Source organism: Dyella soli (assembly GCF_054482295.1).
The window spans coordinates 62,922-84,578 of record NZ_JBTFFU010000002.1 but is presented as its reverse complement, the minus strand read 5'-3'; the positions used below and the strand labels follow the sequence as shown (position 1 = coordinate 84,578).

Here is a 21,657-nt window from a genome sequence, read left to right as displayed (position 1 = left end):
TCGGGTCAGAAGCGGACCGCGGTTCCCCTTGCGGGTACCTGCGAGCATTACTGCGCTTTCAAACCCGGCGGAAAGTAGGTTCGGTCGGCCACGGCGCCTTTGGGTCGATAGAAGCGAAAGGTCAGGCTGTATCCCGTTCCCTTCGGCGTCGGGATCCAGTTGCCGTCCGGTGCGCCCTTGGGCTTGGTGGCGCCGAAATACAAGGTCAACGAGCCATCCTCGCCATACGTCAGCTTCGAGAAATTGTTCAGAAGGTACCGCTTCAACGGATTGGGCAAGACGCGGCGATGGACCGCGTCAACGGCAATCACTGACCAGAAGTGGGTGGCGTAGAGCGACGGCAGCTGGTCCTTTTCGAAGCGCAGTGCATAGGCACGGTCGCCATTGAGAGGCTTGCCGTCCGGGTCAACGAATCCCTTGTAGTAGATCACCTCCTCGTACGTATTGGCCCAGATGCCGCCAAGATTCACCAGCGTGCGCAACAGCCAGTTGCTGCCGTAGACACCAATCGTCGAGGGCACCGCCCAGCCATTCTTTACGGTGCCATCGCCGAGCGTCGGCGAGGCCTTGTAGATCGAAGGGATGGCCTGCTGGTGGATCACCTGATCGACATGCTGACGCGCGCCCGGCTCCTTGATGGCCCTGGCGATGGCGCGGGTGCTCGCCTGCAGCTTCTCCATGCCCGGATTGGTATCGGCCGCGCTATCCAGCGCCAGGGTCGCGGACTCGAAAGCTTCAACGCCCGGCAACTTCTCGATGTCGAACCTCACCGTCGCTGGCACCTCGGGTACAACCGGATGGCCACTGGCATGGATGTTGAACCGCTTCTGCAAGGCCACCGCCTCATCCCGGTTCGCGCCAAGTTCGACGCGCGAGAGGACACGCAGCGACGTGGTCGATACATCGACACGCTGGGTCGTCTTCGGTAGCTGGATATCGGCGCCTTTCAGGCACACCGCAAACTCGCCGTCAGGGTGCTGCGGATACACGCGTTCATTGATGTTGGCCACGGTCTCTCCCCAGCCGTTGAGGAACTGGACCGTGTAGTACCTGTCCTTCACCTTCGGGACCGACACCAGGGCGCAGCTCTTGTCGTCGATGGCAACCCAGGCTTCCGAATAGGCGACATCAAGATTCGGGTTCGGCCAGGCCACGTCGCCCACCTTGCGGTGAACGAGCTGGTTCCACTTGAAGCCGCTGTCGAAGTCGGCCTGTTGCTGGTTGAGCACCAAAAGGCGACTGAGAAGATAGATATAGCTATCGCTGACTTTTTTGTCCGTCGGCAGAGGTGCCACGGCCTGTCCGTGGGCCGCTGCTGCAAAGACCGCCACCAGGATGAGACTCAAGAACCGCTCACGAGATATCATGACTTTCTCCGGACGCATGTGCCACAGCGTGCACCTTCCGGGCCGGCTATTTCGTCCGAAAACGTACGAACCCCGATTAGGTATTTCTACTTACCGAAGAGGTTGGCGCACGGGCGGATGAAGTGTCCGCTCCGGGCCGGAGGCGCCCCTTGGTTTGCAGTCCGCCAAGTTGTACGGTCTTCTGCTCGCACAAGCGCGCCCTCATTTCACCAGGACGGCGCCGAACGGACCGTTGGTGGAACCATAGACGCCGCCACCAACGGACTGCAGAAACAGCAGGTAGGTCGATCCGATGACGCAACACGCCGGGTCAAGCTCAGCGATCGGCCCATCAACGAGGAGCACGATCTGCTCGACCTTCGGACCTTTCAGAGACTTCGACACGCTTAGATGGGCGCACGAGAAGTCCTTCCTGCAGCCGCTCTTGTCGACCCGAAGCACCGTGGCAATGGCCACCAGGTCCGACGTCGCCACCCGTTCCTCCAGGCTCTTCTCCGGAACCTGATTGCCCGACGCGACGCCGATGGGCGCCATGGCAAGCAAGGCAGTTGCAATGAAGGCCAGTCGGCCAGGCATGAGTCTCACCACTGAAATTCCCTCTCAACCAATGTCCGCTTCGGGTCGGATGCGGACGCTAAATCACTGCGTCGTTAGTAGAACGGTCGCAACAAATCCGCCAAAAAAGGCCAATGCACATCCAGCAAGCATGAGCAGCTCACTCCGTGTCCATTTTTTCAGTGGCGGGCGCCCCCATCCCGGCCTTGAAACACCCAGGCGCCTGGCGACACTACGAAGGATGAGGTTCGCCCCTACTACCCATGCGAGCATTCCGAGAACCAGCGGCTCAACCCGATAAAATTCCAATTCGCCCCCCCCTTCTCACATATGGATTGCCCCTTCCTGGCGACGGTCCGCTTTGGGTCGGAAGCGGACCTCAATTGAGCCGCACATCAAGCTGTGAAACGCAGCCAAATCGACTCGTCTCTGTTTCGTAGATCGCAGAGACATCGGCCGTGCCGATTCGAGCGCCATATACGGTTGCACCAGTATCGGTCGCCATTGTTCGCTCACCACCAGGGAAAGCGGCTTCTAGCGTGTCACCCGGAACACACGCAGTGCGCTCAAACCAGATACTGAGCCACCCGCTCGCGGTTGAGCCACGTGGCGCTGTATCTACACGCACATAGGTGATTGGCAAACCACATCCAATCTTCTTGCTCTCGAAGGAGCCCGCATAGCCACGGGACAGCGGCACCGGTTGCAAGTTCACACAGAAGCGCTTTTGGATATCTGAAATGTCCAATCTCCCGGCGGAAAGAACTGCTCGAACGCCTTCAAGGACGCCAGATCCCGGCGCGGCTGGTGCCGCGGCCAGGAAGGTCGGCAGCGTCAACATGACCATAACAACGCCAAAAATCCCTCTCTCTCGCATGTCGGCCTCGAAGAATTTCCCTGGAAGCTGGCGAACAACTGTCAGGTCCGCTTTGGGTCGCAAGCCGACACTAGCACCAGCTCCGCCGTCCCGCGCGCGCCTTTGACCGCTGGCGGCCGCGAGCTGCCCCCGGCGGCCCGGAAAGCCGCTTTGGGAAGGACGGGTCCGAGGCGCCGGCCGATACAGGTTTGCGTCGCAGTGTCGAATCTCCGAAGGCTACTTCCAGGACGCGGCGCGCCAGGCTGCCCGGTCCCCAGGGCCGATGCGACCGGCTCCAGGCCCCACCCTGCTGCCAGCGGACGATCAGCGGACGCTCGCTCGCTAGTCTCACGGCTCCCCATAGAACCTGGAGCCGATCATGACGATCTTCGATCCCAGCGGAACGTTGTTCGCCGATGACGATGAGGTGACGCTCGTGGTCATCTTCAATCATTCTAGGCCGGGCGCGAGCGCGCCGGTGTTCGTCTGCCTACCGGCGATGGGTGTCGCCGCGAGCTTCTATGCGCCGTTCGCGGAAGCGCTTGCGCAAGCCGCCGGGGGCGCGGCGGTCCTGGCCGATCTGCGCGGCCAGGGCGAAAGCGCGGCGCTCGCACGACACGGCGCGCGATTCGGCTATCAGGAAATCGTCGCGCAAGACATTCCGTCGTTGCTCGCCTCCATCGCCACGCAGTTTCCCGGTCGGCCCATTTATCTCGTCGGCCATAGCCTGGGCGGCCAGCTCGGCAGTCTCGCGGCAGTGCATTCGGCACCCGGCCTGGCGGGTTTGATCCTGGTGGCAAGCGGCACCGCCCACTATCGCGCGTGGCCAAAAGCGTTGCGGTGGCGTGCAGGCGTCGCGGTGCAGGCGATCCGCCTCGTGGCTGCATTACTTCCCTGGTACCCGGGCCGGCTGCTGGGTTTTGGCGGCGACCAGCCGCGTCGATTGATGGCCGACTGGAGTTACAACGCCTGCACCGGCCGGTATCGCTGCGCAGGCAGTAGAATCGACTACGAGGAGGCGCTGAATGACATCGCGTTGCCCGTGCTTTCGGTCGAGATCCGCGACGATCCCGTGGCGCCGACGGGCGCGGCGACCGAGCTGCTCGCGAAGCTCGCATCCTGCACGATCGAGCGCCGGCAGATCGACGGCGTTACGGCCGATGCGCCGTGGCGGCGTCACTTTTCCTGGGCGCGGAGTCCCGACGAGGTGGTCGCTGAAATCACCTCCTGGGTGCGCGCGCAGTCTCGCCGAACCGACGTCGAATACCTCGAGCAGGCGGTCGTATGAGCCTTGAGGTGGCGGCACATCTGGCGCTTCGCGTGCTCGGGCCGGTGCGGCTCGAGCACGAATCGCAAACGTTCGAACCGGGTGCACGGCGCGAGCAGGCGCTCCTCGCCCTGCTCGCCGCCGAGGCGCGTCCGATGAGTCGCGCCCGCCTCGCTGCACTGCTCTGGCCCGATGCCGAGGACGTCGACGCGCGCGGGCGCATGCGCCGGTTGTTGCACGAGCTGTCGATCCATGTGGGGCACCGTGCACTTGTCACTGATCGTCAAACCGTCGCGCTCGCGAACGATGTGTGTGCCGCCACCGATCTGGCTTCGCTGCGCAACTCTTTGGCGCGAGGACTGTATCGCTCGACCGAGGACGCCAGCGAGGAGAGCCTGGCCGCCCTTGAGCACGCGGCAAACCTTGCCGCCGCCGAGTTTGCGGAGGGATTGGTGATCGACGAATGCGACGAGCTGTCGGCGTGGCTGCAGCGACAGCGCGAATCACTGCGGCAGGCGCGCGAGCAGGCGCTGGCGCAGTTGGTCACGCGACTCGAAGGCGCACGGCAGCACGAACGTGCGCTCCGCCATGCGCAAGACCTTGTAGCGATCGATTCGCTGAACGAAGCTGCGCAGCGCCGTCTCATCCGGCTGTATGCCGCCGTCGGACAACCCCACACAGCGTTGCAGCAGTTCCAGCGATGCCGGCAGGTCCTGCACGACGAACTCGGCGTTGAGCCGGAAGCCGAGACGCTCCAGGTCGCCGATGAGATCGGCGTACGCGACGTGGCCACGACGATACTTGCCGACAACCCGCCCTCGCCGGCGGCGGTGAAGTTCACGCGCAGCGGCGACGTTCATCTCGCTTATCAAGTGCATGGCGCCGGTCCGCTCGACGTGCTCCTTATCAGCGGCTTCGTCTCGAACCTGGAGCAGGCGTGGGAGCCTGGCGGGCCGGCGGCCTTCTTCCGCGAACTGGCGCGCGACTTTCGCCTCATTCTCTACGACCGGCGCGGTGTCGGGGTCTCCGATCGCACCGTCGATCCCGCCGATACGTCGGTGAGCAGCGCGGATGCGCTGGCGGTACTTGACGCCGCGGGCAGCCGAAGCGCGCTCGTGTTCGCGGTGTCCGAAGGCGGCTCGATCGCGATTCGGCTCGCCGTCGAGCATCCAGAGCGCGTCGCGGGGCTGGCCCTCTGGGCCCCGCTTGCGCGAGGTACCGCCACGCACGACTATCCGTGGGCACTAACCGCCGAGCGCTATGAGCGCTGGCTCGAGTCGCTCGTAGCGCAATGGGGGCGGCCGGCTGCAATCGAGACTTTCGCACCAGAGCACGCGAGCGATCCGCTACTGCAGCGTTGGTGGGCACGCATGCTGCGTCTCGGCTCCAGCCCGTGCTGCATGCACGCCGTTCTGCGCACGCTTGCGCTGAGCGATGTACGCGCCTTGCTGCCGCAGGTGCGCGTGCCGACGCTTGTCATGCATCGAACGGGTGACCGCGCCGTGCGCGTCGACGCCGGCCGCCACCTCGCGACCGCCATTTCCGGCGCCCAGTGGCTCGAATTGCCCGGTACCGCGCACTGGTGGTGGCTAGGCGAAACGGCACCGATCATCGAAGCGATCAAGGGCTTCGGACGGCGTCTGGCGGACAGCGTCGAGCGCTAGCCAGCCTGCCTTCACCCTGACCAGGGTGCGTCGGCCTGCAAGGTACACCGGTCCATCGATCAGGAAATCCCGACCGGTTTGTTCGGGTCAGAGGCGGGCATTCCCTCAACCAGCGGCATCCTGCCTTGGCCATCGCCACGCGTACCAGACGATCAACAGCGAAATCACGATCTCAATCGCCCCGAGGAAGAGATAGAACTACCAGGCGCCGGGCATGGTAACCAGCATGACCAGGGTATAGAACAGGCCAAGGACGACATTTGCCGCTCGATTGATGACGGGCTTCATGACCAACGAGAGAAAGATCATCAAGCCGGGGATAGCTAGCAGCGCTGACGTTCCAACCAGGACACCCTGAGTTACCGGACCAAGAGGCCCCATCTGACCTCTCAGCATGTCCTGGAGATTACCCGGCTTGAAAAGCCCGAAATAGTCACCGTAGATGTAGCAAAACATCAGGCTGGTCCATAGGGAAGCGAGCTTCAGCTTCACATGTACCTTCATGTCCTGAAGTGCAGGCGCGTTGGTCTCGTTGGACCTCATGGCACTCCCCACTTTCGGTTTGTACAGATTAGACCAGAAAGTCACTCTGGCCCCCTCTCGTTTCATCACGTCGCATGGACGCCCGTCAGTGCCTGAAGTGCGCGCCTTCGCTGACTTCGCACTGCCACGCCTGCGATCGCGTTTTGCCGTGCTCACGAAAGATGCTGAAAGACCGCCCGAAAAGCCCATTCTTTCAAGACACGGAAGATTGACTGCCGAATAGTACGGATTCTCTTCTCTGTCCTGCGTTCTTAGATTGGCCGGGTCGGCCCCATTAGCCAGACCAGCACACGCTGTGCCATCGACCATCAAGAGAAAGACAGGCATGAGCAATCACCAGAAGGTCGCCATCGCTACCGGCGCATACCAAGGTATCGGCGCGGGCCTCGTCAAGGCCTTCCGCGAACGCAATTATCGCGTTATCGCCACTTCCCGGCCCATCAAACCGTCTGGCGATCCAGACGTGATCGCCGTGGCGGGTGGCACTGCCCACCGCGCGGTGGCGAATCGCGATTGCGAGCGTGCAACTCAACCAATGGCTGCAGGCGAATTGCCAAATCCCGAAGCACAAAGAGGTTTATCACTATGCCAATGATCGACGCATTCATCCCGGAACATGCGCTCACCCCTGAAGCTGAAGGGCACCTTCTCGAGGAGCTTACCGACATCCTCATCAGAGCCGAAGGATATGATCCAGGGAACCCTGTTGCACAACGGATCTCCGTGCTCTATCTGCATCGCCCCGCCGCAGTCCTCGTTGGTGGCGAACCCTCCAAGTTGCCACGCTATCGCATTATCCCGTCGGCGCCCGAAGGCCAGTACACCGACGAGTCGCGTGCGACCCTGGTGAAGGAAATCACCGAGGCGGTTGCTCGTGCCGAGAACACGCCATTCGAGGAAATCGCGCCCCGCGTCTGGATCTTTCCCACAGAAATACCCGACGGGCAATGGGGTGCAAAGGGGATCATCCTTCGGCTACCCGACATTCACGCCATGCTCGCCGGAGAGGAAAAGCGCCATGAAGGCGTGGACCGGCTCGCGCGGAGGCGCAAGCAAAAGGCGCTTGTCACGCTGGAGGCCGCCAGGAGCGACGTACGCGCGCCCGGGCCTGAATGAAAGTCTGAGGGCCTGAAGTCCATCTCGCATACAAAGGGTGCAGAGAGATTTTCGAACCAGAAAATCACTCTGCACCCCTATTTCCACACCGGAGAAGCATCGCTTAGGCGGAGAACTCCGTCGTCAACCCTTGCTGTCAACGAAGTTGAGCAGGCTGCCTCGCAACGCGACGATCTCTTTCTGCAACCTCGCGAAGTCCTTGGCAGTGAGGCCACTGGCGTCGTCAAGATCGACACTCAAGGCCTTTTCGCGCAGGCGCCGCCCGCTCCTGGTAAGACGCACCCTCACCACACGCTCGTCTTTGGCGTCGCGCGTACGCTCTACATAGCCCATCGCTTCGAGCTTCTTGAGGATCGGTGTGAGTGTGTTCGATTCAAGAAAGAGCTTCTCGCCAAGGCCACCCACCGTCTGATCGTCCTCTTCCCACAGCGCGATGATCGTTACGTACTGGGTATAGGTCAGGCCTAGCTCATCGAGTATCGGCCGATATACCTTGCCGAACGCCAGATTTGTCGAGTAGACGGCGAAGCAAAGAAAGTCGGCCAGTCTGGGATTGGTTGTCATGACTTGCTCTCAATTAGCGTGGGACAGATGTCCTTCACGACAAAGTATATCGCGCATCCGACTAAATCGCGATCGCCATAAACCCATGGTGGCGGATTGGGGCTAATGGAGCCGTGGCCAGTCGGATCACCGACCTGGGAGACAACGGCCCGTAGCAGGCGCACTTGATATCGGCCATCTTGCGGCGGTTCGATTTATATGGCGCATACGAGTCACACGCATGCGCTTTATACAAAAGGATACAAAAAAGGCGCGCGATTCGCTTGACTGCCTGCCAAAGAAAGCCTAACTTATTTACATCGCATCCGCTTTAGTCGTATGCGGTTCACATCCAATTACCTCTTACTGAGAATCGTGTCATGACCAAGATCGAAAAAGTCGCCTATACGGGCAATACCCACACCACCGTCAATCACGACCCCGCCCTCCAGCGTGGTGATTACCCCGTCGTTGATATCCAGCTGTCGACTCCCGGCGGCGAGAACTACGAATTCAAGGCGGTTGAGCCGCACCCGACGGCGGAGCAGCTGTTCGCGGGCGCCTGGTCGGCTTGCTACATCACCGCCGTGGGCATTGCGGCCTCACTGAAGAAGGTTACGTTGCCGCCTGATATTTCCGTGGATATCCAGATGGATGCTGGCCAGACTGGCCCAGGTTGGTTCCTCAATGCCGGGTTCACCGTGCGCCTGCCGGGCCTGAACCAAGAGGTCGCCGAGGCCATCGCCCACTCGGCCCATCAGATGTGTCTGTACTCCAGTGCCGTGCGCGGCAACGTCGAAGTCGACCTGAATGTCGTCACTGTGTGAAGTGCCGGCCGGTGCGTTGGCGCCAGCCTGTGCAGAACCGATCATTGGCATGATGCTCCCTCCCGCCGTCCGCGCGGGAGGAAGCCCTGGCCGAATCGGTTGACCCCTGGATGAGCAAGCGCCTGCCAGCACGGCTCGTGTACAGCCATGCCGGCCCATCGACGAGCAGTGTCGCCGGTCATCTTGCGAATCCAGACCTACGTCTCGGGCCGATCACGCTCGACGACAGACGAACGTCCGGCGCACCGCAGGCATCCCGACCCAATCAAAATGATTGGCTGCAAGCGCCACTAGACGTCGGACATGTTTGCCCTGCTTGCAGGCGGGATCCTTACGTAAACACGTAATCGCTCAAGTCGATGGTGACCATGAGCAGGTCTCGAACGGGCCGCTGATCGGGACCACGTACGTAGGCACGCCGACGGCTGGGCATTTTGAAGCCATGGACATCGGCCATGCCGTCGACATATTGGGCAACGGGAAAAGCGCCGGCCAGGTCGGCGTGATAGTCGTGACGTCGCAGGAGAAAATCGCTCCCAAAATAGAACTCCTGCGTTTCGCTGTGGGTCGCAATGTGCGGGGGGAACTTCACTCTCAAACCAGGCCACTCTTCACTGCCCTCCATGAGCGGCGCAATCTCCACGACTTCAAAACCAGGCATGGCCATGAGGAATGGCGTGGTGAGATAGGTCCACAGCGCGTAGCCATTGAAGTAGGCTCGATGCAGGGGATCCCACGGCGTATTCATCGCGTGTCCGGCGAAGGCACTACGCGGATCCCTACGTTCCTTTACGACCTCACCGTCGAGCGTTTCTATGGCCACGCGCTCAGGTCGAAAACTTGTGCGCCAATGCGGCTGGCCAAAGGGCGCCACCGACGCGAATTCCTCACGAAGAGCCGCACGAATTTGCCGCGGCGCCGAATCCTGGATGAGCCCTTTGAGTGCCCACAGACCACCGCCCGTCACGATTTGCGCGCTTACCGTACTGAACTGGTTCCAGCGGTCGAGCCCGCCGTGCGCGTCAAGAACGCACTCCAGGAGCTTGCTCATTGCCCTTTCCTCTCATGTGCTGATGAGTGATGGAACACTGAGGTCGGGCTCTGATGATATTCCCTCGCCCTGGTCTTCTAAAGATGGGCGAAAGCCTGGCGGCCGCACCTGGGTGGCGCACCGAGGCCAGGAGCGCGAGCACAGACCGAATGCGAACGGCACACTGGACGCGCGCCGAGAGCGGTCAAGGCCTATGGGAAGAAAACCTGCATTGAAAGGGCCGAGAACTCTCGGCCGCGACAAGGCACATGGCGCTGGCAGGGGTCAACCATCGTGACGCGTACAAACTCGTATTTTACGCCCACAACAGGCTCGTCCTTAAACTCTCCAAACGGTCTATTTCGAGCCAGCGCAGTAGCGCATACGCTGCGAGTGATGTGGGTGCTTCACCTCCATGGCTAGACGGTCTGGCACTCGCCCAAGTGACGCAGCGGCAGAACGCTCGTCCACAACAGCCGAGGGTCGACCATGAAGAACAACAGCAAACTCTTGATTGCCATCGTCGCCGCAACCCTTGTATCGCTTGGAGGCGCGGCCCTGGCCCTTTCCGGGCAAGACAAGTACGAACTGAAAGTGCCAAACGGACTCGCCTTCTCCGAGTTCAGGGGATATGAAGGCTGGCAACTTATCTCTGTCAGTGAGAACGGGGGAGTTTACGCCGCGATACTAGGCAACCCGACGATCATTGACGCCTTTCGGTCCGGCATTCCAGGCAACGGCAAGCCATTTCCCGACGGAGCGAGAATGGCAAAGATTCACTGGATTCCGAAAAAGCTTGAGACCTTCCCGGCAGCGACCGTGCCCGCCACACAGCATGACGTGGATTTCATGGTCAAGGACAGCAAGCGGTTCGCCGATAGCGGTGGTTGGGGATACGCCGTATTCGAATACGACGCCACATCCGATAAATTCGCACCCGGTACCGAGGCTAGCAAACCGCCCCAAGCCCACGACGCCAAGTGTGGATTTGCCTGCCACACCATAGTCAAGGACAGAGATTACGTCTTCACCGATTACCGGCATCGGTAACTGTCGCGCCACCTTCCGGAAACCAGGTTTGAAGGGGTTCCCCGATCACGAGTTACGGTCGTAGCTCGGGACGCACCGCACGACCATGTCCGGATCGCTCGACCAGGTCACCGTGCCCAGGTCGGGCTGAAGGCGGACACCCCGCATTGCGGATCCGTCTGGGTGCGCTTCGATTACAAAGGGGTCAGAGACATTTTCGAACCAGAAAATCACGCTCGCCCCTGTTTCCTCACGTGTCGGTCAGAAACGGCCCTTGCCCTTCCGGGCAAGGGCCATCTTCATTACTGGCAGGTCGAGAACTTGAACGACGCCAGACGCGTGCTCCAGTTGAATGCACCTGTGCTCTTCAGGTACTCGTTCGTGTACCAGAACGTGCAGTCATCGGTCGGATCGACCGTCATCGCGCTGTAGTCGCCCCAACGCGACAGATTGCTGCCGCTCTGCGAACCCAGGCCTTCGATGATGCTCGCTTCGGCCTGCATGGTGCTCAACGTATCGGTGACCAGTCGGCCTGTGTAACGGATGGCCGGATGGATCGAGCTGCTCGAGGCGCTGTAGCCCAACGCCATGTTGCCCTGCTTGTCCATCGCGACCGAACCCAACCAGCGATAGGTGGTATCGGGCGAGAAGGTCGACTGCTGATACACCACCGGCGTTCCTCCCGGACTGCGCACCTCATACCAGCGCACGCCGGTATAAGGGTTCCGCTTGGTCGTGCCGACCTTGACTGAATGACTGACCACCAGTGACTCGTGATCGCCGAAGTTGCGGTAGGCCAGGCGGAACATCAGGCGATCGGCCAGTGAGTCGAGCTGCTGGTTAACACCCGATTGCGGCACGCAGGTGCCGCCCCCGCACGCCGCCGCAAACGACGCCACCGGAATCGCCGTCGGTCCCGTCAGCGTGGTGTTGGCGGTATTGGCCCAATCCACATGGAATTTCCACAGATTCAACCTGCTGGCCCCGAAGTTCATCAGATAATTCGGCGAACCAGCTGGCGGCGCGGTGCTGCCGTCCAGATCCGCCGGCAGGACGCCTCCGTAGCTGGTGGAGAGCTGAAAGCACTGCTGGGTGGCTGCGGCACCGCTCAACATGGCATTACGGTTGTAGGCGCACAGCTTGGCACCGGCAAACGTGTTGCCATTGAACATGTTGAAGGTCTCGTAGTACGCATCCGGCCAGACGCCCATCTTCGGGTAGTCGGGAAAGGTCGTGCCATAGGGGAATGCGTAGCGATAGTACGCACCCGTGGCATCGCTGGTCGCCGACACAGCCACGCATTCAAAGTATGGCGAAGCCGTCACCGCAAACTGCGAGATCACCCAGCGCCCAGCGGCCTTGTCGTAAACCACCGTTGCGTCGCCATCGTTATCGGTTTCGCACGGACCACCAAATCCGGACCACAGCGTGTTGGTCGCTACAGGTCCGTAGACCACGTTCTTCGTCGCCTTGTCGAACACGGCGAAACCACTGTTGACGATCTGCACATACTGGGTGGCACCTACGGCACCGTTGGTATCCGGCGGCGCGCTGTTGACCGTAAACGTGCCTTGCGGGCCGCTGAAGCCGTTCCCTACCCCATCGACACCAGAGCCCAGCGTCGGCGCAAAGCTGCCGGTGGGGAAGCCCTGCACGGCACCATCTGTCGGATTACCTGGGCCGTCGAGCCAGGGCAAGGGGCGCGCCTTGTGGTTTTGGCCGCTCTTGGAGAAATCGTCGGGGCGCGGCATGGTGCCACGCAAGGAATGGAGCGTGTCGTGCTGTACGGCGGAAGTCACTTCTGGTGCTGACTGGGTGTCCGCCTGGGCCGGGCCCGCAAGGGCGATGCCGACAGCGATACACAGTGCGCTAAGCCTTAAGCCTGATGCTTTCGCAAACATAATTCCCCTCCAGTTGAAATACGTTGGCTTGATTGGTAACCCGACGCGCACATGCGACGCATGCGGCCGCAGCTGCAGCCACTTACGCAATGTCCGGATCGGGAGCGCCTATCGACACGCAACCTCCTGTTACGGCCCCCCTCGATAAGCCCGCCCGAACGTAGACCCGGATGCTGCGTTTCGTCAATCAGGGTTATTGCGACGCAGTCGACCAAATCGATAAGCACCACCGGCCAGGAATGCCTTGCCCCAAGCTGGCGATCATGTGCCGCCAACCCACTGAAGCACTCACAAGCTGAAGCGCAGAGAGGCGTATCATTTCAGTCGTTGGCTGGGGCGCCATGGTTGCCCCCTTCATCGCCGGATGGATGCCGCTGGCGTGAAGATTGTGGGAAGAAGCTGTGGGAGGCGCTTGTGCGGCGCCATCTCAACTTCCGGAGTCGATCACATGTGGCGTGCAATACGCACATATGTTCTTGGTCTCGGCGCACTGACGGTGCTGGCAGCGCCCTGCATGGCTACGGACGATGTCACGGGTGTGAGCGGGACGGTCAGCATGTCGCCCGCGCACCCCGGGCCACAACATGCCGGCGAGCCAGATGCCTCACCCTACCCGAACGCGATCGTGCAGCTTCGTGATGCGCTGGGTAGCGTCGTCGCTGAAGCGACCACGAATGCGCAAGGGCAGTTCACCGTGGCAGTGCCCGCGGGCACTTATGCGATCCGGGTCGATACCCGGAGCACTGCATTGCCGCGATGCGAAACAGTCGAGGCCACGGTCCGCTCGGACCAGGTCGCCCATGTGGCGATCCTTTGCGATTCCGGGATGCGATAGCCGGTGCTCGCAAGCTGGTTGTAGACGATCCTGGAATCTGTGAAGCCTGGCTGGTAACGGAAATTTCCGTCGCAATGGTCAGCCCCAAACTGTGTGGCTGCACTTGCGGCAGCCATCCAGGCGCCTGCGGCGGCCGTCGTCAGATCTGCAGAAACTCATCATCGCCCGCCAAATCAACGGCAAGCAGCGGCATGGATGTCCGTAAGCCGCGGTGACTATCGACCTGCATCCAAAAGCTTTCGCCCCCTCGTGGCCCCTATCTCAAGATAACGTTCGACCACGTTGTGTCCGCCATGGGTCGAAAGCGGACATCGCGGCGAAACAGTTGGATCAATGACGTCGATTACGACTTCTTCCTCAACAGGCAGTAGACAAACGACTGCATTGCTCCAGATGGTGTCTGGTGTTCTTCAGTTGCATGCTCGACCAGAGCAAAGGAGACACCAAATTCGTCATGCAACCTTTCGGTGCTGTAGCGCATCACCGGTAGGCCGCTGCATTTCTCAGGTCCGTCTTCCGCAAAGGTGGCGATAATCACAGCCCCACCTGGTTTAACAGAACGCTCAACGGTCCGGACGTAGGCGTTTCGATCCTCCGGCGAAATCAGGAAATGAAATACGGCGCGGTCGTGCCAGAGATCGTAAGTGCTATCCGCAAGCTGCACCTTTGTAATGTCTGCTTCAAGCCAGGTGACTGCATCTGCTTTGTCCCCGAGACGGGACCGGGCTACCGCCAATGCCTGCACCGATAGGTCCAGAACAGTCAGTTCCGAATGGCCTTCGCAAATCAAGTCGTCAATCAGAGTTGATGTCCCGCCGCCGACATCGATGATCTTCGCCGAGGTGCCGACTCCTGCTTTATGAATCAACTCGAGTGACACACTCGCACGCGGCTGAAACCAACTCACCGTGTTCGACGCCTTTCTACTGTAGACGTCATTCCAGTGTTCCTTAGATGGCATAGGTGTGCACCGTGTCATTTCCGAATCTGTCCGCTTTGGGTTGGATGCGGACGCCAGACCGAACTCAACGAGCCCATCAAATCACATCAGCTTGATTCCCAACGGGCGCACAGCCCACGCAAACAAGGCAAAGGACACAATGGTGATGACTGCGCTCAGCCCGAGTGCTGGCCAGAATCCAAATCGGGAGAAGAGTCGCGGGAACGCCAAGAACATCGGCAAAGTCGGCAACACATACCAGAAGGTGTACCAAGCATGGTTGGTGATTTTCTCCGCCGGCTGCTTTTCTATGTAAAGCCATGTCAGTGCCAGTAGCGTCACTAATGGCAACGACGCAAGGAGAGCACCCGCCCTGTCGCTTCGCTTGGCGACTTCTGAGACAGCCACGACGATGGCGGCAGTGATGACGTACTTCGTAATGATCCAGAGCATTGTCGGAGTCTAACGCGCAGCGAGACCAACGGATTCAAAATGTCCGCTTTGGGTCGAAAGCGGACCCTACGAATCTCGCTGCTTCGCTTGATCATGCATGGGCATTACACGCAGCGGTAACGTCGTGACAAGGGAGTCACGCTCGCGGTGCTTGAATCGTTTGGACCACTAGAGATGTCAGGGGACAAACCACGAGAGGAGGTACCAGCGATGCCTACGATCACCACGCCAGACGGCGTAAAGATCTTCTACAAGGATTGGGGGTCCGGTCAACCGATCGTCTTCAGCCATGGCTGGCCCCTGTCGGCCGACGACTGGGACGCCCAGATGATGTTTTTCCTTCAGCACGGCTACCGGGTGATCGCCCATGACCGGCGCGGACACGGTCGGTCCGAGCAAGTCGGCACCGGCAACGACATGGACCACTGGGTCGCCGACCTCGCCGCACTGACCGAGCACCTCGGTATCCGCGACGCGATCCACATCGGGCACTCCACCGGTGGTGGTGAGGTGGCCCGCTACGTCGCTCGCCACCAGGAGCGGGTCGCCAAGGCAGTGCTGGTGGCCTCGCTGACGCCGAACATGGTGAAAACCGACGCGAACCCAGCCGGTCAGTCGCGCGAGTGGTTCGACGCGGTTAGGGCAGGCATGCTTGGCAACCGGTCGGAGTTTTACCGGGCTGTCCCGGAGGGTCCGTTCTACGGATTCAACCGTCCGGGCGCCAAGCCGTCTGAGGCGGTGATCGCGAACTGGTGGCGCCAGGGCATGGCCGGCAGCGCCCAGGCCCACTACGAGACCGTCTCCTCCTGGCTGGAGGACTACACGGAAGATCTGAAGAAGATCACTGTGCCGGTCCTGGTCATGCATGGCGAAGACGACCAGATCGTCCCGTTCGCCAGTGCGGTGCCGCGCGCGGTCGACCTGCTCGCGAACGGTAAGCTGAAGGCATACCCTGGCTTCCCGCATGGCATGCTGACCACCCACGCGGACGTCCTCAACCCCGACCTTCTCGCGTTCATCAAATCCTGACGGGACGCCAGCCCGAACCAGAACCAGGCAATTCGAGTGGCGCGCTCCATGGGTGCGCCACTCAACCTACATGTCTGCTATGGGTCGAAAGCGGACCTTAGCGACGGTCCCGGCCTGGAGAATCAAGCCGCTCAAGCTTCCCTCTGCTCCCTGCTCAAGACATGGGACCTGATGCCACGGGCCGCAGGACCCAGGTGCCACGGCGGTGGTCAAAGACGTAGGTGTTGATGTGCGTGCCAATGGCGCAGGCGGCGAAGGTGACGGTGAAGGCGACCTGGTCGAGGTTTTGCCACTCGGGCGCAGAAACGAAGATTCCCGTGGCTCCCGTTCCCGTTGCCTTGTCGATATGGCAACCCTGTGCGCCGTTACCCCAGTCCTTGCCCATCGCCTTCAGGAGCGTCGGATCCTGGTACAGGACTTTGAGCCTGGGAATCATCGCGTTGGCATCAGCGTCTTCGACGCCAACGAAGATCGTCCATGCCCCGCTATCGGGTGCGGTTTCTTTCTGGAGGATCGCGGTGACCATGGCCGCGTAGTCGTCCTGGGTGAGAGACGGCTGCGCATGCGCCTCGTTCGGAGACAGCAAGCCACTCATGAGCATCGCCGTGCACGCGATGGACAAAAGGCCGACCTTTCGAAGCTTCATGGGTGTCCCTGTCTGGCTCATCAAACGAACATGCAACGAGCGTGGTGGGCGCGGCGTCCGCCTCTGACCGGAAGAAGACCGGCGACGTCCGCATGGCAGGACAAGATTCCGGCCTTTACTGACACGGTGCCAAGTCGAAGGAATCGAGCTCGCTGCCGTCCTTGAAGGTAAGGATGTTGTGGACCTGCACGCCGAGTCCCACCATGTCCTTGATCGGGCCATCGCATTGATAGCCTGCGAAATCCGCGTGGGTAAAACCCAAGAAGTTTTCCTTCGTATCTCCCTGGCTCGTCAGGAAGTCGGCGAACTCTTGGGCTGTAAATTCCCCGCGATACGTCATGATCACCTTGCTGCCTGACGAGGTCACTGCGACAAGCTGGAAAGGTCCGCGCCCGGTGCGAACTTTCTTGATGATGTCCGACATATCCCGAGCGAACAGCGAAGCACATCCATCACTCGTCTTCGCCGGGCATAGCGAACCGGCCGCCGCAGGTAATGATGCCAGCGCCAAAAACAGAACCATCAGTTTCCTGAGCACGACATCCCCCAGTCTTCGAGCCAACCGGTATGGCTGGCTCGCGTTGTCGCCCACACGTGCAAGCCGGCGCACCAACTTGCAGCAACACTACCTTTGCGCTTCGCTGCCTGGATCATCAGGTTTCCGCTTCTGGTTGAGCGCGGACCCGCCTCGCCGATGCGCCAAGAATGCCAACCTGAAAGGGCGGCAGCCACGCGCGTCATCCGTGGCGCGCAACTCGGCGTCAGTCATGCGCAGCCATGCTGTCCGGGGCGGGAGCGCCGCTCTTGCTGGCGGTATAGGCCTTGAGCTGGCTGATGGTTTCCTGGCCGATCTTCGTCAGTTCCGGCTGCAGCGAGCGCATTTTCTCGGCCTCCATCTGGGTGGCGTCCTGTGTGGCCAGGGGCATCTTGATGAGGAGGGCCTGGCCCGAAGGCGACTTGTAGAAGGCGATCATGTCGTTCACCTCCTGCTGCGAAAAGCGCTTGCGATAGACGTCGAGATAGATGGGCTCCACCTGCTCCCACGTCAGTTCGCGCTTCAGCAGCTCCACCATGCGGCGCTCGCCCTCCTGCAGCATCTTCCACTGGGCAGCGTCCGGCGTGGTGTTGCCAAGACCGGCCAGCACGCCGGAATGGATCCGTTCCGCGGCCTTGGCCAATACGCCGTCCACCTGGGCGCGGGTGTGCAAGGCATCCAGCAGTTGATGCAGCGAAGCATCACTTGGCACCTGGTCAGCCGCCATCGCCGGGCTGACCAGGCACGCCACCAGCATCACACCCGCGAGCCACTTGCGCATTGCCGTTTCCCCCTTCCTGGATTGCCTTGCCTTGCAGCCCGGCGCCGTTGGCGGCGCGAAGCTGCCCATGATGTCGCGCAGGCCGGTGCCGACCCGCGCTGTAGTGCCTGCCGAGCGCGACCGCAGCCGTTCTTCAGGAGGACGTGCCGTTGGCAATCGCCGCCAGCGAAGCGAGGTGTTTGGAAAGCGCCTGCTTGAGCCCAAGCATCGAAGCGGGGATGGCGGCGATATAGCCACCGACCATGCCATAGATGGGCGCTTTCTCCGGCGTATGCAGCACGGCCGCGGTGACGCCACCGATGAAGCCCAGCACGAAGCCGCCGATGAAGCCGTATATGCCGCCGCGCCAGGCAGCGCTCCACCAGACGGAGACCGTCTTGCCCCAAGTGATGCTCATGCTTGTTTCCCCTGTTGTTGAAGGCGCCCGGTGCTGCATGCCATGGCGCCCACTGGCTCGCGCAAATTACTGATGCCAGACGCGCCAAGTCAAACCAGCGGCCACGCCTGCCGAAGCGCAAGAAATTGCCTGTACGGTCACACGGACGCAGGCCGGGCGGAACGGTTACCCCGGCGGCTCCGGTCTCAACCACTTGCCCTACTATCACGCGATGACGACTCCTCCTCTGTTTGCACCCGTCCACACGCGCAGCGGCCGCCTGGCCTGCATCGGCATGGGCATGACCCTTGGCTCCCACCTCACGCCGCTGGCGCGTAGCCATATCGAGCAGGCGGACGTGGTGTTCGCGGCGCTTTCCGACGGCGTAGTGGAGATGTGGCTGCAACGCATGCACCCCGATGTGCGCAGCCTTCAGCCCTACTACCAGGAAGGCAAGTCGCGGATGCAGACCTACCGCCAGTGGGTCGAGCTGATGATGACGGAGGTCCGCGCGGGCCGGCGTGTCTGCGGGGTGTTCTACGGCCATCCCGGCATCTTCGCCTGGTCGCCGCACAAGGCCGTCGAGGTTGCGCGTGCGGAAGGCTTCGAAGCCCACATGGAGCCTGGCATCTCCGCCGAGGATTGCCTGTATGCAGACCTTGGCATCGATCCGGGGCGCTTCGGTTGCCAGCATTACGAGGCCAGCCAACTGCTGCTGTTCGAGCGACGCATCGACCCCACCGCCTACCTGGTGCTGTGGCAGGTCGGACTGGTCGGCGATCGCTCGCTGGCCCGCTTCCAGACCGGCTCGGCGTACCGGCAGGTGCTGGTGGACCTGCTCAGCCGCGACTATCCGCTCGACCACGAAGTCATCATTTACCGGGCGGCGACGCTGCCGATCCAGCAGCCACGCATTCGCCGCGTGCGCCTGCGCGAGCTGCCGCAGGTCGAGCTGCCGGCCGAAGAGACCGTGGTGTTGCCGCCGGCTGCCGGCCTGAAGCCGAACCTGGCCATGCGCGAACGGCTGGCGGCACTGGACCAGCTTGAGCGCGAAAGTGCCCCTGCGTGACGCACGTGGCGCCATGGCCGGACGCCACTGATGGCCTGTATCAGGCACCAGCCTGCGGCTTGCCACGTGGCACCATGCTTGCATGCTCGGAGACTGGTTGCATGACCATCAACGGGAACAGGGGATACCCATGGCAGACACGATCGAATGGCTCGAGGCGATCGGGCGGGATGCTTCGCTGCGTCACGCCCCGGCCGACGAGCTGAAGAGCAAGCTCGAGCAGGCGCAGGCGTCGGCGGCACTCACTGCTGCCGTTGCCACGGGCGACAGCTCGCGACTCGCCCAGGAGCTAGGCCACAAGCCGATGTATTCCCCGCAGAGTTCGCAGACGGGCCACGAGGAAGCAGAGCCGGAAGATGATGCGGACGCGGAGCCGCAGGATGTCCCGGCCACCGACGAAGACATGTCCTCGTCCCTGGCCTAAGCGAAGGCACCTTGATCCGGCTGCCGCGCCGCTTCTGGTCATGGCCCGCACTGGCGGGCATGGCCTGTGGCGCGCTCGTGCAGCCTGGCCATGCCGCCACTTCCGTCACCGACCCGGCCGCGTTTCTCGACCAGACCGAGAGCGTACGCACCAAAGACCACCCGCGTTTCGTGCGGATGCTGGAGCAGATCCACCTCGACGCATCGCAGCTGTCGGCAGGCGAGCAATGGCACCTGCGCTACCTCGATGCGTGGCAGACGGCCTTCGAGGGCGATTACGCCAAGGCCAACGGCATGCTGCAGGACGTCATCGACCACTCCGGCGACAAGACGCTGGTGGCCAAGGCGTCCGCCTTGCTCATGAACGATCTCGGCCTCAACAGCCGTTACGAGGAGGCCTTCACCCTGGCCAACCGGCTGGCGGCCGACCTGCCGGGCATCACCGACCGGCTGGCGCGCTTCACGGTGCTGGCCAACCTGTCGCAGCTGATGACCTTCGCCGGCCAGTACGACCTGGCCATCACGTATGCGCACATGATGGAGGACTCGCTTCCTCCCGGCGAAACGCTGTGCAACCCGCTGTCGATGCAGGCCACCGCGCTCTACGACAGCAAGCACCTGAGCTCGTCCAGTCCACGGCTGCAGCACGCCATCGATGCCTGCCTGGCCGCCGGGCAGCCGGTGTTCGCCAACACCATGCGCCTGCTCAAGGGCAACCTCTACCTCGACGAGGGCCAGCCGGCCAGGGTGCTGGATCTGCTCCGGCAGATCAGCCCCAGCATCAACGCCAACCATTACTACAACCACACGCTGGCCTATCAGGCCCTGCTGGCGCAGGCCTATGCGAGGCTGGGTGACGACGGCAATGCGCGCAAGGCGGCGCTGGCTGTCGTGGCCATGGGCAAATCGGGCGACCTCAGTGACTGGCTCAGGGATGCCTACGAGGTGCTCTACCGGGTAGAGAAGAAGCGCGGCCACCACAGCGCCGCGCTGTCGTACTACGAACACTTTGTGGCCCAGGACAAGGGTTATCTCAACGACATCACGGCCCGGACACTGGCCTATGAAGTGTCCCAGCAGCGCATGCAGGTGCAGAAGCTCGAAACCGAAGGGCTGAGCAAGCAGAACCACATCCTGCGCCTGCAGCAGGCACTCACCACCAAGGCCATCGAGACCGGCCGGCTGTACAACGCCTTCCTGCTGGTGTTCCTGGCCTCCGCGTGTCTATGGATGTACCGGCTCAAGCGCTCCCAGCTTCGCTTCAAGCGCTTGTCCAGCTACGACGGCCTCACCGGCATCTTCAACCGCCAGCACTTCATCAGCGAAGTCGAACGCGCCCTGCGCCTGCTGGAGAAGAAGCTCGGCGCGGGCTGCCTGATCTTCATCGACCTCGATCACTTCAAGCAGGTCAACGATACCTACGGCCATGCGGCGGGTGACGCGGTGCTGCGGCACACCGTGGCCATCTGCCGGGAGCATCTGCGCACGACCGACCTGTTCGGCCGACTGGGCGGCGAGGAGTTCGGCATCCTGATTCTCGAGTGCTCCCGCGAGCAGGGCATGGCCATTGCCGACCGCATCCGCGTCGCCATCGAGACCACGCCGGTCCATGGCGACGGCTTTGCCGTGTCGTTCTCCGCCAGTGTCGGCCTGGCCGCCACCGACACTTCCGGCTATGGCCTGCAGCGGCTGAGCCATGATGCTGATGCGGCGCTGTATCGCGCCAAGCGCACCGGGCGCAATCGCGTCATCGCCGATACCGAGGACGGCAGCCTGGTCGAAGCCTGACGGCGCCCTGCGCCGCCATTGCTGCCACATGCTGTCAGCAATGGCGGCGCCGAGGCGGCCCGGATGGTGGGTTTCGGGCGGGAC

At 61.9% G+C, this 21,657-nt stretch carries 24 protein-coding genes; 11 read left to right on the top strand and 13 right to left on the bottom strand.

The annotated features are described in order from the left end of the window. Positions 1 to 47: 47 nt before the first annotated feature. From ACXU4B_RS10735 to ACXU4B_RS10725, 3 genes are all read right to left on the bottom strand, one after another. On the bottom strand, positions 48 to 1,346 hold the full coding sequence (locus ACXU4B_RS10735) for a DUF1214 domain-containing protein (protein ID WP_205746604.1): 1,299 nt from the start codon (positions 1,344 to 1,346) through the stop codon (positions 48 to 50). A 222-nt stretch (positions 1,347 to 1,568) separates the two neighbouring features. After that, complete coding sequence (locus ACXU4B_RS10730) at positions 1,569 to 1,943, bottom strand: hypothetical protein (protein WP_131412673.1); 375 nt, start codon at positions 1,941 to 1,943, stop codon at positions 1,569 to 1,571. Between the two features lie 358 nt (positions 1,944 to 2,301). Then, positions 2,302 to 2,769 carry a hypothetical protein gene (locus tag ACXU4B_RS10725; RefSeq protein ID WP_458910875.1) on the bottom strand — a complete coding sequence of 156 codons (468 nt, stop codon included), beginning with the start codon at positions 2,767 to 2,769 and terminating at the stop codon, positions 2,302 to 2,304. 388 nt (positions 2,770 to 3,157) lie between these two features. Between ACXU4B_RS10725 and ACXU4B_RS10720 the strand changes: the two genes are divergently transcribed. Beyond that, positions 3,158 to 4,066: an alpha/beta hydrolase family protein gene (locus ACXU4B_RS10720; RefSeq protein ID WP_131412677.1), complete on the top strand. Its 909-nt coding sequence runs from the start codon at positions 3,158 to 3,160 to the stop codon at positions 4,064 to 4,066. Next, positions 4,063 to 5,709 carry a bifunctional AfsR/SARP family transcriptional regulator/alpha/beta hydrolase gene (locus ACXU4B_RS10715; RefSeq protein WP_131412679.1) on the top strand — a complete coding sequence of 549 codons (1,647 nt, stop codon included), beginning with the start codon at positions 4,063 to 4,065 and terminating at the stop codon, positions 5,707 to 5,709. The genes ACXU4B_RS10720 and ACXU4B_RS10715 overlap by 4 nt, the downstream gene beginning before the upstream one ends. Before the next feature lie 198 nt (positions 5,710 to 5,907). Here the strand turns inward: ACXU4B_RS10715 and ACXU4B_RS10710 are convergent, their stop codons facing one another. Further along, positions 5,908 to 6,579, bottom strand: a complete 672-nt coding sequence (locus tag ACXU4B_RS10710) for a DUF6326 family protein (RefSeq protein ID WP_240734167.1) — start codon at positions 6,577 to 6,579, stop codon at positions 5,908 to 5,910. On the opposite strand from ACXU4B_RS10710, the gene ACXU4B_RS10705 reads away from it, so the two are divergent. Both ACXU4B_RS10705 and ACXU4B_RS10700 read left to right on the top strand, forming a co-directional pair. Next, on the top strand, positions 6,578 to 6,847 hold the full coding sequence (locus tag ACXU4B_RS10705; RefSeq protein WP_240734168.1) for a Rossmann-fold NAD(P)-binding domain-containing protein: 270 nt from the start codon (positions 6,578 to 6,580) through the stop codon (positions 6,845 to 6,847). The genes ACXU4B_RS10710 and ACXU4B_RS10705 overlap by 2 nt on opposite strands. Beyond that, positions 6,838 to 7,368: a tautomerase family protein gene (locus ACXU4B_RS10700; RefSeq protein ID WP_131412681.1), complete on the top strand. Its 531-nt coding sequence runs from the start codon at positions 6,838 to 6,840 to the stop codon at positions 7,366 to 7,368. The genes ACXU4B_RS10705 and ACXU4B_RS10700 overlap by 10 nt, the downstream gene beginning before the upstream one ends. 123 nt (positions 7,369 to 7,491) lie before the next feature. Here the strand turns inward: ACXU4B_RS10700 and ACXU4B_RS10695 are convergent, their stop codons facing one another. Next, positions 7,492 to 7,932 carry a MarR family winged helix-turn-helix transcriptional regulator gene (locus tag ACXU4B_RS10695; RefSeq protein ID WP_131412683.1) on the bottom strand — a complete coding sequence of 147 codons (441 nt, stop codon included), beginning with the start codon at positions 7,930 to 7,932 and terminating at the stop codon, positions 7,492 to 7,494. Between the two features lie 359 nt (positions 7,933 to 8,291). Here ACXU4B_RS10695 and ACXU4B_RS10690 point away from each other — a divergent pair, with 359 nt between their 5' ends. Then, a complete protein-coding gene (locus ACXU4B_RS10690; protein WP_131412685.1) occupies positions 8,292 to 8,738 on the top strand; it encodes an OsmC family protein in 447 nt (148 codons plus the stop codon). Between the two features lie 331 nt (positions 8,739 to 9,069). Here the strand turns inward: ACXU4B_RS10690 and ACXU4B_RS10685 are convergent, their stop codons facing one another. Next, complete coding sequence (locus ACXU4B_RS10685) at positions 9,070 to 9,789, bottom strand: hypothetical protein (protein WP_131412687.1); 720 nt, start codon at positions 9,787 to 9,789, stop codon at positions 9,070 to 9,072. Positions 9,790 to 10,257: 468 nt separating this feature from the next. Here ACXU4B_RS10685 and ACXU4B_RS10680 point away from each other — a divergent pair, with 468 nt between their 5' ends. Beyond that, entirely contained in the window at positions 10,258 to 10,818 is a 561-nt protein-coding gene (locus tag ACXU4B_RS10680) for a cytochrome P460 family protein (RefSeq protein WP_131412689.1), read from the top strand. Positions 10,819 to 11,099: 281 nt separating this feature from the next. Here the strand turns inward: ACXU4B_RS10680 and ACXU4B_RS10675 are convergent, their stop codons facing one another. Then, a complete protein-coding gene (locus ACXU4B_RS10675) occupies positions 11,100 to 12,698 on the bottom strand; it encodes a hypothetical protein (protein WP_131412691.1) in 1,599 nt (532 codons plus the stop codon). 448 nt (positions 12,699 to 13,146) lie between these two features. Between ACXU4B_RS10675 and ACXU4B_RS10670 the strand changes: the two genes are divergently transcribed. Next, complete coding sequence (locus ACXU4B_RS10670) at positions 13,147 to 13,533, top strand: carboxypeptidase-like regulatory domain-containing protein (protein ID WP_458910874.1); 387 nt, start codon at positions 13,147 to 13,149, stop codon at positions 13,531 to 13,533. A 343-nt stretch (positions 13,534 to 13,876) separates the two neighbouring features. Here ACXU4B_RS10670 and ACXU4B_RS10665 read toward each other — a convergent pair whose 3' ends face one another. Then, entirely contained in the window at positions 13,877 to 14,440 is a 564-nt protein-coding gene (locus ACXU4B_RS10665; protein WP_240734170.1) for a class I SAM-dependent methyltransferase, read from the bottom strand. Positions 14,441 to 14,575: 135 nt separating this feature from the next. Next, positions 14,576 to 14,926 (bottom strand): DUF3147 family protein, encoded by a 351-nt coding sequence (locus ACXU4B_RS10660; RefSeq protein WP_131412697.1) that lies wholly within the window; start codon positions 14,924 to 14,926, stop codon positions 14,576 to 14,578. A gap of 210 nt (positions 14,927 to 15,136) precedes the next feature. On the opposite strand from ACXU4B_RS10660, the gene ACXU4B_RS10655 reads away from it, so the two are divergent. Next, the gene (locus tag ACXU4B_RS10655; protein ID WP_131412699.1) at positions 15,137 to 15,955 is read left to right on the top strand and encodes an alpha/beta fold hydrolase; all 819 of its coding nucleotides are present in this window, start codon (positions 15,137 to 15,139) and stop codon (positions 15,953 to 15,955) included. 154 nt (positions 15,956 to 16,109) lie between these two features. On the opposite strand, the gene ACXU4B_RS10650 is transcribed toward ACXU4B_RS10655, so the two are convergent. The 4 genes from ACXU4B_RS10650 to ACXU4B_RS10635 form a co-directional block, all read right to left on the bottom strand. Continuing rightward, complete coding sequence (locus ACXU4B_RS10650; protein WP_131412701.1) at positions 16,110 to 16,601, bottom strand: hypothetical protein; 492 nt, start codon at positions 16,599 to 16,601, stop codon at positions 16,110 to 16,112. A gap of 115 nt (positions 16,602 to 16,716) precedes the next feature. Continuing rightward, positions 16,717 to 17,124: a hypothetical protein gene (locus tag ACXU4B_RS10645; RefSeq protein ID WP_131412703.1), complete on the bottom strand. Its 408-nt coding sequence runs from the start codon at positions 17,122 to 17,124 to the stop codon at positions 16,717 to 16,719. Positions 17,125 to 17,362: 238 nt separating this feature from the next. Then, positions 17,363 to 17,917, bottom strand: a complete 555-nt coding sequence (locus tag ACXU4B_RS10640) for a DUF2059 domain-containing protein (protein WP_165583243.1) — start codon at positions 17,915 to 17,917, stop codon at positions 17,363 to 17,365. Positions 17,918 to 18,050: 133 nt separating this feature from the next. Beyond that, entirely contained in the window at positions 18,051 to 18,314 is a 264-nt protein-coding gene (locus ACXU4B_RS10635; RefSeq protein WP_131412707.1) for a hypothetical protein, read from the bottom strand. 211 nt (positions 18,315 to 18,525) lie between these two features. On the opposite strand from ACXU4B_RS10635, the gene ACXU4B_RS10630 reads away from it, so the two are divergent. The 3 genes from ACXU4B_RS10630 to ACXU4B_RS10620 all read left to right on the top strand — a co-directional run bounded on the left by ACXU4B_RS10630 (position 18,526) and on the right by ACXU4B_RS10620 (position 21,573). Next, positions 18,526 to 19,362: an SAM-dependent methyltransferase gene (locus tag ACXU4B_RS10630; RefSeq protein WP_205746605.1), complete on the top strand. Its 837-nt coding sequence runs from the start codon at positions 18,526 to 18,528 to the stop codon at positions 19,360 to 19,362. Positions 19,363 to 19,492: 130 nt separating this feature from the next. Further along, complete coding sequence (locus tag ACXU4B_RS10625; RefSeq protein WP_131412709.1) at positions 19,493 to 19,786, top strand: hypothetical protein; 294 nt, start codon at positions 19,493 to 19,495, stop codon at positions 19,784 to 19,786. Positions 19,787 to 19,797: 11 nt separating this feature from the next. Next, positions 19,798 to 21,573, top strand: a complete 1,776-nt coding sequence (locus tag ACXU4B_RS10620) for a tetratricopeptide repeat-containing diguanylate cyclase (RefSeq protein WP_240734171.1) — start codon at positions 19,798 to 19,800, stop codon at positions 21,571 to 21,573. Positions 21,574 to 21,657 lie beyond the last annotated feature (84 nt).